Here is an 11,245-nt window from a genome sequence, read left to right on the forward strand (position 1 = left end):
CGATGCTCTACTTGCATCTAGGGGAGGCTAGCGCTTCCCAAGGTACACGACTTCTACGCCGTAACGGGACAAGTGCTGCCTAGCTCCCTCGTGATCTCTATCGAACGTTAGGAGGAGCGTGTCCGGGCCAGCCGAGGTTGCGATCAGGAGATCAAGGTCGGGGATTTGCAAGCCCCTCAGCATGGCTTCAGCCTTCACGCGGGCGGCAACTTCAGCCGAAGAGCGAGACAAGGGGTAGACGCTAACCCAGCTTAAGAAACTCTCGAGCCACGCAAGCTCGGCAGTGCTCCCCGTCTTCAGGAAGTACAGGGAGGCTCCCAGGTACAGCTCGTAGACGGAGAGAACCGATACCCCGACGTCTGAAGCGCTGTCGGCAAGCTCTCTAAGCTTACTCTCCGCCGCCCCGCTCCCCCTCCTCAGCTCGAGGATGAATGACGTGTCAAGGAGCAGTTTCAACGAACCTCGCCTTGAAGCCTTCTCTAACCAGCTTAACTGCCTCCTCGAGCTCCGGGGGTGCGCTCCTGCGCGAGAGAGAAATAATCATCTCGACCCTGCTCTTGACGCTGGACCTTATTAGCTCGTCTATCACTTCAGTGAAGCTTCTATCTCCTTTCAGCGCGACAAGCTTGTAGTAGACCTCGTCGCTAATAGTGATCGTTTTCACGTACAGTGCATGATGCATGAGATTATTTAAAGCTTCGCGCCGCGCGATTCTCGGCAGAGTAACCGCGCGGAGCCTCTCCCGCAGAGGCTCGAGAGCCTGTTTTAAGCGAGGTGTTAATATTTGGCCAGGCGTAGGTACCCCGTGATTCTCGTAGCATTCGAGGGGATCGACGGCGCGGGGCTCACGACGCACGCCAGGCTGACCGAGAAGTTCCTTGAGAGCAGGGGCTTAAGGGTCGTCCTCACGAAGGAGCCGACCGACGGCCTCATCGGCGGCCTGATACGGGCCTGCCTGAGGGGCGAGTGGAAGGCAGACCCTATGACGCTCCAGCTGCTCTTTGCAGCTGACCGCTGCCACCACGTGAATACAGTGATCCTCCCGGCGCTGAGAGCCGGGAGGGCTGTGGTCACCGACCGCTACATTTTCTCCAGCCTTGCTTACGGCTCTCTCAACTTGGACTACGAGTGGTTGAAAACCGTGAACTCGAAGTTCCCGCTCCCCGACGTCACTTTCATTCTCGACATCGAGCCTGAGGTTGCAGTTGCGAGGATAAGGGAGGATAGATTCGCGGTCGAGCTGTTCGAGGAGATCGAGAAGCTAGAGCGCGTGCGCACAGCCTACTTCCGGATCTCGGAAGAGTTCCCCAACATTCACGTCATCAGGACTGACGACGAGCCGGAAGTGGTTCAGAGGAAGATTGAAGGTGTTCTCGAGAGCGTCCTCGAGGAGGCCACGAAGAGGGACCTCGAGGCTCGGAGCCTGTGAGGGAAAGGCGAGCAGCCGGCGCAGAGCCCTACCTCGAGGCTTCTACGCACCTCTTTTATCGCTGTTAACCTTGTAGAGAACGACGGTCTTGACTCCTTCGGGAACCGCCATCCTCCACCCCTCGCCGGCAGCCAGAATCGAGAGTACTCCGACCAGGTGAGCATTAGCGCTAGCCGCTATCTTCGCTAATGCTCTCAGAGTCCTGCCGCTGCGGAGGAGATCATCCACGATGAGAACCCTCTCCCCTCTTTTCAGCTGCTCGGCGGGAAGGTACAAGTGCGAAACGCTGGGAGGATCGCTGAGGATCACCTCAGCTTCAAAGTACTTTGCCGACGCGCTCTCCCTCTCCCTCCTCGCGACAGCGAGCTGAGCGGATAGCGCCCACGAGACAATAGTCGCGAGCGGGATCCCGTTCACCGCGGCTGTGAGCACGGTGTCCACCATGCCGGAGAACTCGAGGTACGCGGCCGAAGCTGCCAGCAAGAGGATATCCACGTCGTAGGCTAGCTGCCTCACGTTGACGACGCCCATCTCGTCCACCGAAACTCTCTGCTTCACAGCTTCGCTGGCCAGCCCCGACCTGTGAATAGCCTCCAGGATCTCCAATGCCCTGCCGGGGCTGGGTAGGTGCGACCCCGACGTGTAGCGGCTCAGGTCTACAGGGCTCACCGCGACGCCAGCCCTGGCTAAGCTCTCGGCAAGGGCCCCTCTCCTCAACCCCTTCCTGACGGCGCGGAGCGCCCCCTGGCAGAGCAGCTGCAAAACGAGGCTTTCCTGCCTTCTCAACGCCACATATCATGTAAAAGATACTATATTTTAAACTTTTCTTTTCAAAAAAGAGAAAGACTTATAAATTCTTGATACGGGAGCGGCACGTGACAAGGGCAATAAGTCCCAGGAAGAGAATCACCTGGGCGCACATAGTGACGTTCGTGCTGGCAACCGCTGTCTCCTACGTGCTAGCTGTTGTCTCCTCGATGATATTCCCCGTGCTAGGCGCGCCCGGCGTCTCCGCACTCTACGTTGCTGCAGCTATCTACGTCCCCCTGGGAGTCTGGATGGGCATGTGGGGTGCTCTAGCCGGCTACCTGAGCTGCTTCTTCCTTGGACTCTACCCCAGCGGCTACACTCTCATCCAGTCCTTCATCTGGTCCTGGGCAGACTTCATCGAAGCCCTAGTCCCAGCCGCCGCCTTCAGGCTCTTCAAAGTAGACCCTGACTTCACTGTGCGCAGGGGGTGGGCCGCCAAGCTGTTCCCGCCGCTTGTCGCGCTGGGGTCCGCGCTCCTGCTCCTCGGCGTAGTGGTGCAGGTTCTGTGGGGCGCGACCCTCGGCGAGCCCTTCGTCACGATCTACGTGTACTCGGTCTACCTAGGCCTCGCGCTCGCAGTGCTCGGCATCGTAATCGGCCTGCTGGTCGGCGACAGGAAGACTTGGGCGCTCCACATACTCTTCGGAGTGATCGGCGCTTCACTGTTCTCCGGCATATGGGGGGCTGGGACGCTCACGCTCTGGAACCTCCCGCCACCTCTTCCCGCGGAGCTCTTCTGGCCCGTCTTCACCGGGTGGGTGATCGGAGACCTCATCGTGCTCTCAGTGCTCTCGACAGCTCTTCTCGTAGCTTTGACTCCGGTCTTCAAGCGGACAGGCCTCTACGTTGAGCGGTGGTGGTCTTAGGAGAATGCCCACGCTGCTAGAGGAGCTGTCGGGGGTGAGGCTGGGGGCTAGCCCCTACATGAGCCTCCACAGCGTTACGAGGGTAACGGTTCCTTTTTTGCTCTCGTTATCGATCCTCTTCGTTAGGGATGTTCCCTCAGTCCTCCTCGTGCTGCTGGCATCTGCGCTCCTTCTCGCTGCTGCGCGGATCCCGCTAGGTGTCGTGCGTGTGTACCTGCTGCTCTTAACGAGCGTCACGATCTTCATCGCGATGGCTTTCATGCTCTTCACGAGGATCCCTGGGCAAGTCCTCTGGAAGGTCGAGATCCTCAAGGTGCAGGCGGAGAGAGGAGTGTGGGAGTGGGCCATCGTGGTTACTGACGCGTCGCTGGAGCGAACCGCGTTCTACGCTTTGAGGATAGTCTCCATGATCCTCACAGCAACGCTCTTCATCTCGACTGTGAGTGACGCTGACATACTCTGGGGCTTGAGGAGGCTGGGCTTGCCGGCCGGCTTCACAGTCGCCGCAGCGCTCTTCTTCCGGGGTGTAGGCTTCTTCTTCATGGACTTCGCGGTCGTGAAAGAAGCGATGGAGGCCAGGGGGGTCGACTTCAAGAGGACGAGCTTAGCCAAGAGGTTTATCCTCTACGTCAACGCGCTGATCCCGCTGCTCTCTCTCCTGATCACCAGAAGCTTCGAGATATCCAGCGCGCTCGAAACGAGAGGCATCACGCCCTCCACGAGGATGGTGCGGGGCTACCGGCTAGCCCCCATGAGGCGCAGAGACTACCTGGCCCTGGGCCTAGCGTTGGTGTTCGTCGCAGGGCTCGCGTGGTGGTCGGCATGCCGGCTGTAGAGGTTCGCGGTCTGAAGTGGAGGTACCGCGGGTCGAAGGACTACGTTCTCAGAGGCGTCGACTTCAAGGTCGAGAAGGGGAGCTTCACCGCGATCACCGGCCCGAGCGGCGCGGGAAAAACCACGCTTGTGCTTGCGTTGACAGGCGTCATCCCTCAGCGCTTACCCGGCAGCTTCGAGGGAGAGGTTAAGGTCCTCGGGATGTCCACCGCCGAGAGAGACGTGGCCGAGATAGCTAGAAAAGTTGGCGTCGTCTTCGAAGACCCTGAGATCCAGTTCGTGATGAGCAGCGTAGAGGACGAGCTCCTCCTCTCCCTCCAGACCCTCGACCTGGACCCCGAGGAGGCCAGGGAGAGAGTGCTCTGGGCCCTAGACCTCGTGGGGCTCGGAAAAGATTTCCTCAGCAGGCAGCCCCACCAGCTGTCTGGCGGCGAGAAGCAGAGAGTCGCTATCGCCGCGGCTGTAGCCAGGGAGCCGGAGCTCCTCATCCTCGACGAGCCCACCTCGGACCTGGACCCGGCGGGCAAGGAGGAGGTCGTGCAGGCTCTTGAGAGCGTGAGGGTGAGCCTGGACGCGACCGTGGTGATGGTGGAGCACGAGCCGGAGCTGATCGAGAAGTTCGCGGACTGGCTCCTCGTCCTCGATGAGGGGAGGGTCGCGATGGAGGGGACGCCGAGGGAAGTCTACTCTCGCTTAGAAGAGGCGAAGAAGCACGCAGCCTACCCTCCGGAGCACTACGAGCTCGCGGCTGCAGCAGGCCTCAAGCCACCCGCGAAGCGGGAGCTGTACGAGCTCGTCTCGCTCGGTTTCAGCCTTGACGGGGTCTGCGCGTTCCACGAGCCTAGGGGCGGCGGTGAAACCGTAGCGGAAGCGAGGAGCGTGCGCTTCTCGTACCCCGGCGGCACGGAAGCCCTGAAAGGGGTCAGCCTGAAGCTGAGGAGAGGCGAGCTAGTGGCCCTCATGGGGCCTAACGGCAGCGGGAAAACAACTCTCGCCAAGGTGTTCGCAGGCCTCCTTAAGCCCTCCTCGGGCGAGGTGATCGTCCAGGGTAAGCCCGTGAGTAGCTACTCCAGGCTTGAGCTCTCCTCGCTCGTCGGCTACGTGTACCAGAACCCCCAGCACCAGCTTTTCTGCCAGAGCGTGTTCGAGGAAGTCGCATTCGGGCTGAAGCTCAGGGGCGTGAAAGGCAGGGAGCTCGAGCGGAGAGTCTCCGAGGCGCTGAGCCTCTTCGGGCTCGAGGAGCTGCGGGACGAGCACCCCTTCTTCCTGAGCAAGGGCGAGAAGAGGAGGCTCGCGCTCGCGAGCGTCTACGTGCTCGAGCCCGTGCTCCTCATCGTCGACGAGCCGACGACCGGACAGGACCGCCGCTTCAGCGACCAGCTTCTGAATGCTCTCAGGGGCCTCGCAGAGTCGGGGAGAAGCGTCCTCGTCATCACCCACAGCGTGGAGCACGCGCTTAGGTTCGCGGACAGGCTCGTCGTGATGTCAGGGGGCAGGGTGGTTGCCGACGGCGCTCCAGCCGAGGTGCTAGCTGACGACGCGGTGGTCGGCGAGGCGAGGCTTCGGCGCCCGCTGAGAGTAGAGCTCTGCAAGAGGATTGCGAAGCGCGCGGCATGAATCTGATTCCTGAAACATCCTTTTAAATAGCTTCAAAGCACCTAACTTAGTTGTGAGCGTGGAGAGGCTCTCCACGGGTATCGAGGGGCTTGACAAGCTGCTAGCGGGGGGTGTGCCGCCGGGCTTCTTCGTAGCTCTAGTCGGCATGCCGGGGACCGGGAAGACTATCGCGTGCATCCACTTCGTGTGGGCTGGCTTGAAGAGAGGGGAGTCCGCGATATACGTGACAACGGAGGAGAGCAGGGAGAGTATCATCAGGCAAGCAGCCCAGTTTAAGATGGACTTCGAGAGAGCCATGGAGGAGAAGAAGCTCGTGATCATCGACGCCCTCATGCGCGGCGCGGGCGACGAGTGGAGCCTCAAGGACGTGACTGTGGAGGAGATGCTGAACAAGGTGATAGAGGCGAAGAAGCAGCTCGGCTACAGCTGCAGAAGGCTGGTAATCGACTCGATGAGCGCTTTCTGGCTGCGGGCTCCCGTGAGGGCGAGGGAGGAGAGCTACGTGGTGAAGAGGATTCTGAGCAAGTGGAACCTAACCATCTACGCTACTTCCCAGTACGCGATCACCACGGGAAGCGCGTTCGGCTGGGGAATCGAGCACGTTGCCGACGGCATCATCCACTTCATGAGAAGGCTCGTGAACGGCGTCCTCGTCAGGTACCTTATCGTGGAGAAGATGAGGCAGACCCCCCACGACTTGAGAGCCTGGGAGATACAGATAACCGACGGCGTGGGCCTGACTCTCGTTAGGCCGCTCGCGCGAAGAGCCGAGGACGAGGCGCTCCCAGAGCACGTGTCGAAGCGCATCAAAAGGTACGCAGAAGGGTAGGCTGCTGGCGCGGGGCCGAGGGCGCTTCGAATCCCGTGAGCACAAGCTTTTTCCCCTGGGCCCCGCGCAGAGGGCGGGTGCGGAGCACTTGCCCGCGATCCTCGTGAAGAACCTCTCGTTCACCTACGAGGGTAAGAGCGAGCCCGCGCTCCAGGAGGTGAACCTCTCCGTAGAGCCCGGCGAAGTGGTCCTGCTGGCGGGGAGGAGCGGCAGCGGTAAGTCGACGCTGCTCAAGTGCATTAACGGCTTAATTCCGCTCAGGTACGCAGGCAGGTACGCGGGGGAGGTTTGGGTCAACGGGATCCTAGTGCCTGAGAGCAGGCTCTCAGTTATCTCGAAGCACGTGGGTACGATAATGCAGGAGGTGAGCAAGCAGCTTGTGCTGCCGAACGTCCTGGACGATGTGGCTTTCGGCCTCTGCAACCAGTGCATTCCACCCGAGGAAGCCAAGGCGGGCGCGGAGAGAGCTCTCGCCAGGATGAGGGTGCTTCACCTCGCGGATAGAGACGTGAACGAGCTCAGCGGTGGCGAGAAGCAGAGGGTTGCTATCGCGGGTGTCCTGGCGATGAACCCGCCGATCATCCTCATGGACGAGCCGATGGCTAACCTGGACAGCGAAGGTGTTAACCTTGTTCAGCAGCTCATTAGGGAGTTCAAGAGCGAGGGCCGCACGGTGATCATAGCAGAGCACAGAGTGGAGGAAGCTTTGGAGGCTGGGGTAGACCGAATACTCGTGATGGAGCGCGGGAGGATAGTCAAGGAGGCGCGCGACCCTGCTGAGCTCGCAGATTTCGCCGGGAAACTCAAGCTGCCGGCATGGGTCGCGAAGACCGCGAGAGCGGGGCAGAGGCAGCGTAGCAGCACCAGCGAGCGAGTAGCTATCGAGTTCAGGGGTGTTCACTTCAGCTACGACGGCAAGCCGGTGCTGAAGGGTGTTGATGTGGCTCTGCGAGAGGGGGAGCGGGTGGCGCTGCTGGGGAACAACGGCGCGGGTAAGAGCACGATGGCTAAGCTAATGCTGGGGATTCTGAAGCCTACGAGAGGCGAGGTGCTCGTGTACGGGGTGGACACTAGGGATAGGGAAGTGTTCGATTTGGCCCCCATCGTAGGCTTAGTTTTCCAGGATCCTTTCAGCATGCTCTTCGCCAGGACTGTGAGGGAAGAGATCTCGTTCGGCCCTAAGAACGTTGGCGTGCCAGCGCAGCAGCTTCCCGGCAGGGTTCAGGAGGCAGCAGAGCACTGCAAAGTGAGCCACCTGCTCGACTACTCTCCTTTCGCGTCTAGCCACGGGGAGAAGAAGAGGATCTGCGTCGCATCGATTCTAGCGATGCACCCGAAGGTACTGATTCTGGACGAGCCGACCGCAGGCCAAGACTACGAGAGCTACACGTCGTTCATGGAGTTCGTCAACGAGCTGTACTTTAGCGGTATCGTCAGAACGCTAGTCATCATCACGCACGACACGGACTTGGCGATCGAGTACACTGACCGGACTATCGTGCTCTCGAACGGCAAGGTCATCGCGGACGGGCCCACCGCAGAGGTGCTAACAAACCGAGAAGTGCTCGAGCGGGGGAGGATACGGGAAACTAGCCTGGTGAGGTTTTGGAGGGAATCGCTGGAAGGTTCACGTCCTCGAGCACAGCGGAGCTAGCCGGCCTCGCGTAAAGCATATTAGCAGTTGCGAAGCTCGTACCGCGTGAGCGGCGGAGTCGCTGCTCGGAAACCGCTATTTTCAACAACATCTATCGTCGCAATGGGCATCGGCACAGCTCTCTACGCCGCTTTCAACGTGTTCTTCAACCTTCTGCAGCTGCCCGGGACGCAGCTAGTAGCGCTTCGGCCGAGCGTAGCGATACCGATGTTCTTCGGCTACGTCTTCGGCCCGGTAGTCGGCTTCGTCTCGGGCTTCCTGGGGAACGTGATCAGCGACGCGATCAGCTGGGGAGGATTCTGGTGGAACTGGGATGTTGGCAACGGGCTACTAGGCCTCATCCCCGGGCTTGCCGTGTACTTCGTGAAAGGTGAGAGCAAGTACTCCAAGCAAGGCCTCCTCATCTGCGCAGTGCTGGCTGTCGTCGCCTCGATCATCGGCATGGGCTTTGCAGCCTTCACTGACTACATTTTCGGCTACGGTATCTCCACGCTAGAGGAGGCTATCTACGCCCTGTTCCTGCCCGCAGCCGTAACCGATGCTGTCAACGGCGCTATCTTGACTCCTATGCTAGTCTCGGCCTACGCGTCCGCGGCTAGAGGCAGGGCTAGGAGAGCCTAGATGGCGTCCAGGGTCATCCGGTACGTCGAGGGCAGCAGCGTCGTTCACGCGCTGGATCCACGCGCTAAGCTAACCCTGGTTTTTTCCCTTATCTTGAGCGCGACGCTCGCTTACAGCGTCCCCCTAGTGTTGCCCTTGCTGCTCGCATCTCTAGCCTTCTACCTGGCGGCGAAGCTCCCCTGGAGCAAGGTGAAAGGCACCTGGAAAATCGTTGCAACGATAATCCTCTTTCTCTCGCTGCTCAACTACCTCTTCGTAGCCGTCCTATTCCACCCCCCCGAGGCTCCTAGCGCTGTAAGCTCCGAGATCTTTGTCCGGGTGTTCACCCCGATCCTGAAGCTCCTCACCGTAGCTTTAGCAGCGATCACGCTCGTCTACACTACTCCACCCAACCTATACGCTCCCGCCCTAGGTCAGATGGGCCTCAGCTATAAGGCAGCCTACGTGATCCAGCTCGGGTTGAGGTACTTCCCCGAGTACATTGAGGAGATGAGGAGGACTCTCGAAGCGCAGATGGCTCGGGGCTACAGGCCCCGGGGAGGTGGGAACTTTATCGCGAGGATACTGAACCTTGCCCCCCTCGTGGTTCCGGTCACGGTTTCCGCCTCTCTATCGATATACGATGTCGCCGACGCGATGGAGCTCCGAGGGTTCGGCGAGAGCGGCTGCCACACCTGGCTGAGGAAGCTGAAGATGAGCGCTCGCGATAAAGCCGTGGTCGCTGTTTCGCTCGCCCTGCTAGCAGCGTACGTCGCGCTCTACGTTGCCAGGCCCCTCTAGCTGCGGAGTGTTTTCCACACCGGTGCGAAGGGTACCCGCGGTCCTCTCACCAGCAGCCTTCCCGCAGCACCCGGGCCCCCTCCCTCTATCGTGAGGGTTTTAAGCCGGGCTTAGTTTGAGGGGGTATGCAGACTCGCTACATCTTCGTGACGGGGGGTGTTGTCAGCGGCCTCGGCAAGGGGGTTGTCGCAGCGTCCATAGGGAAGATCCTCCAGATGCGCGGCGTTAGAGTTGACATGATCAAGGCTGACCCCTACCTCAACGTGGATCCCGGGACTCTGAACCCTGTGGAGCACGGCGAGGTGTTTGTCTGCGAGGAAGTGTGGGAGTTCGAGCCCGCACCCGGCTACAAGTTCTCGATCGCGGAGATCGACCAGGACTTCGGGACCTACGAGCGCTTCCTCGACGTGAACATGCACCCCTCCAACAACATCACCTCGGGGCAAGTCTACCTCTCGGTGATCCTCAAGGAGAGGGTTGGCGGCTACCTGGGCAGAACGATCCAGGTGATCCCCCACATCACCGAGGAGATCAAGAGGAGGATCAGAGCCGTGGCTCAGAGGAGCAGGCCCGACGTTCTGATCGTGGAGATCGGGGGCACGGTGGGCGACATCGAGGCGATGCCTTTCCTCGAAGCGGTGAGGCAGTTCCGGCTGGAGGAGCCACCAGGGCACACGCTCCTGGTTCACGTGACGCTACTGCCCTACCTGCCTAGAGTGGGGCAGGTGAAGACGAAGCCGACTCAGCACAGCGTCAAGGAGCTGCAGAGCATGGGTCTCCAGCCGGACATCATCATAGGTAGAGCGGAGAGCCCGCTCCCGCGGGACGTGAGAGAGAAGATCGCGCTCTACTGCAGCGTCCCTCCCGAGGCGGTTTTCTCGGACCCCGACCTCGACACGGTCTACCAGCTACCCCTCGTGCTCGACGAGCAGGGGCTCGGCGACTACATAGCGAGAAAGCTGGGGCTCAGCGCCCAGCTGCAGCCAGAGAAGATGGAGGAGTGGAAGCGCATCGCGGACTCTTTCCTGAACGCTAGGGAGGAAGTTCTCGTGGCGATGCCAGGGAAGTACACGATGATCCAGGACAGCTACATCAGCATTAACGAGGCGCTTAACCACGCGGGCGCCTACCTGGGAGTTAGAGTCAAGAGGGTTTTCATCGAGGCGGAGGATCTGGAGAAGGAGTCTTCCAGCGTGCGCAGCCTCCTGGACTCCGCGGACGGTATACTTCTCACACCCGGCTTCGGCTCGAGGGGGGTGGAAGGCATGATCGAGGCGGCCAGGTACGCTCTAGAGTCCGGGAAGCCCTTCCTCGGGATCTGCTTCGGAGCCCAGCTCCTCTTCATCGCTTTCATGCGCTACGTAGTCGGCTTGGAGGAGGCTCACACGACCGAGGTGGATCCCGAGACGCCGCACCCCGTGGTGGACCTTCTACCCGAGCAGAAAGCAGTGGCGCTGAAGGGCGGCACCATGAGGCTCGGCGCCCACCCCGTTCTGCTAAAGCCCGGGACGAGGCTGCGCGAAGCGTACGGGGCCGAGCTCATCTACGAGAGGTTCCGGCACCGCTACCACATCAACCCGAGCTACATTCAGCTCGCCGAGAGCAAGGGGCTCGTAGTATCCTCGACGGACCCCACGGGGAGGATCGTGAACTCCATCGAGCTGAAAAACAGCGCCTGGATCGTCGGCGTCCAGTTCCACCCCGAGTACAAGAGCAGGCCGGGCAAGCCCTCACCCGTGTACCGCGAGTTCATCAGGCACGTACTGCTCTCGAAGAAGTCCCGCTCTTAAAAAGCCCTCCGGTAA

General features: G+C 60.6%; 12 protein-coding genes. 9 read left to right on the top strand and 3 right to left on the bottom strand.

The genetic code is table 11. The annotated features are described in order from the left end of the window. Positions 1 to 27: 27 nt before the first annotated feature. On the bottom strand, positions 28 to 456 hold the full coding sequence (locus QXU72_07985) for a type II toxin-antitoxin system VapC family toxin (protein MEM0495181.1): 429 nt from the start codon (positions 454 to 456) through the stop codon (positions 28 to 30). Further along, positions 440 to 664 carry an antitoxin VapB family protein gene (locus tag QXU72_07990; protein ID MEM0495182.1) on the bottom strand — a complete coding sequence of 75 codons (225 nt, stop codon included), beginning with the start codon at positions 662 to 664 and terminating at the stop codon, positions 440 to 442. Before QXU72_07990 ends, QXU72_07985 begins: the two co-directional genes overlap by 17 nt. A 120-nt stretch (positions 665 to 784) precedes the next feature. On the opposite strand from QXU72_07990, the gene tmk reads away from it, so the two are divergent. Continuing rightward, positions 785 to 1,429, top strand: a complete 645-nt coding sequence (tmk, locus tag QXU72_07995; protein ID MEM0495183.1) for a dTMP kinase — start codon at positions 785 to 787, stop codon at positions 1,427 to 1,429. 42 nt (positions 1,430 to 1,471) lie between these two features. Here the strand turns inward: tmk and QXU72_08000 are convergent, their stop codons facing one another. Next, complete coding sequence (locus tag QXU72_08000; protein MEM0495184.1) at positions 1,472 to 2,221, bottom strand: phosphoribosyltransferase family protein; 750 nt, start codon at positions 2,219 to 2,221, stop codon at positions 1,472 to 1,474. Between the two features lie 83 nt (positions 2,222 to 2,304). On the opposite strand from QXU72_08000, the gene QXU72_08005 reads away from it, so the two are divergent. The 8 genes from QXU72_08005 (at position 2,305) to QXU72_08040 (ending at position 11,230) form a co-directional block, all read left to right on the top strand. Beyond that, positions 2,305 to 3,105, top strand: coding sequence for a hypothetical protein (locus tag QXU72_08005; GenBank protein MEM0495185.1), 801 nt, complete (start codon positions 2,305 to 2,307; stop codon positions 3,103 to 3,105). Continuing rightward, positions 3,086 to 3,940, top strand: a complete 855-nt coding sequence (locus QXU72_08010; GenBank protein MEM0495186.1) for an energy-coupling factor transporter transmembrane component T — start codon at positions 3,086 to 3,088, stop codon at positions 3,938 to 3,940. Before QXU72_08005 ends, QXU72_08010 begins: the two co-directional genes overlap by 20 nt. Further along, the gene (locus QXU72_08015; GenBank protein MEM0495187.1) at positions 3,928 to 5,556 is read left to right on the top strand and encodes an energy-coupling factor transporter ATPase; all 1,629 of its coding nucleotides are present in this window, start codon (positions 3,928 to 3,930) and stop codon (positions 5,554 to 5,556) included. The genes QXU72_08010 and QXU72_08015 overlap by 13 nt, the downstream gene beginning before the upstream one ends. A 52-nt stretch (positions 5,557 to 5,608) precedes the next feature. Continuing rightward, positions 5,609 to 6,385, top strand: coding sequence for a KaiC domain-containing protein (locus tag QXU72_08020; GenBank protein MEM0495188.1), 777 nt, complete (start codon positions 5,609 to 5,611; stop codon positions 6,383 to 6,385). Positions 6,386 to 6,473: 88 nt separating this feature from the next. Next, positions 6,474 to 8,039 (top strand): ABC transporter ATP-binding protein, encoded by a 1,566-nt coding sequence (locus QXU72_08025; GenBank protein MEM0495189.1) that lies wholly within the window; start codon positions 6,474 to 6,476, stop codon positions 8,037 to 8,039. A 45-nt stretch (positions 8,040 to 8,084) separates the two neighbouring features. Next, positions 8,085 to 8,660, top strand: coding sequence for an ECF transporter S component (locus QXU72_08030; protein ID MEM0495190.1), 576 nt, complete (start codon positions 8,085 to 8,087; stop codon positions 8,658 to 8,660). Beyond that, on the top strand, positions 8,661 to 9,440 hold the full coding sequence (locus QXU72_08035; protein ID MEM0495191.1) for an energy-coupling factor transporter transmembrane component T: 780 nt from the start codon (positions 8,661 to 8,663) through the stop codon (positions 9,438 to 9,440). A gap of 125 nt (positions 9,441 to 9,565) precedes the next feature. Beyond that, positions 9,566 to 11,230: a CTP synthase gene (locus QXU72_08040; GenBank protein ID MEM0495192.1), complete on the top strand. Its 1,665-nt coding sequence runs from the start codon at positions 9,566 to 9,568 to the stop codon at positions 11,228 to 11,230. Positions 11,231 to 11,245: the final 15 nt, after the last annotated feature.

The sequence above is a fragment of the Thermofilum sp. genome (assembly GCA_038741495.1).
In the GTDB taxonomy this organism is placed as follows: Archaea; Thermoproteota; Thermoprotei; order Thermofilales; family Thermofilaceae; genus Thermofilum.

What these genes read in the sequence shown, in the direction of transcription:
- QXU72_08015 (MEM0495187.1), top strand. Translation starts at nt 3,928, where the DNA reads ATGCCGGCTGTAGAGGTTCGCGGTCTGAAGTGGAGGTACCGCGGGTCG.
- QXU72_08035 (MEM0495191.1), top strand. Translation starts at nt 8,661, where the DNA reads ATGGCGTCCAGGGTCATCCGGTACGTCGAGGGCAGCAGCGTCGTTCAC.
- QXU72_08040 (MEM0495192.1), top strand. Translation starts at nt 9,566, where the DNA reads ATGCAGACTCGCTACATCTTCGTGACGGGGGGTGTTGTCAGCGGCCTC.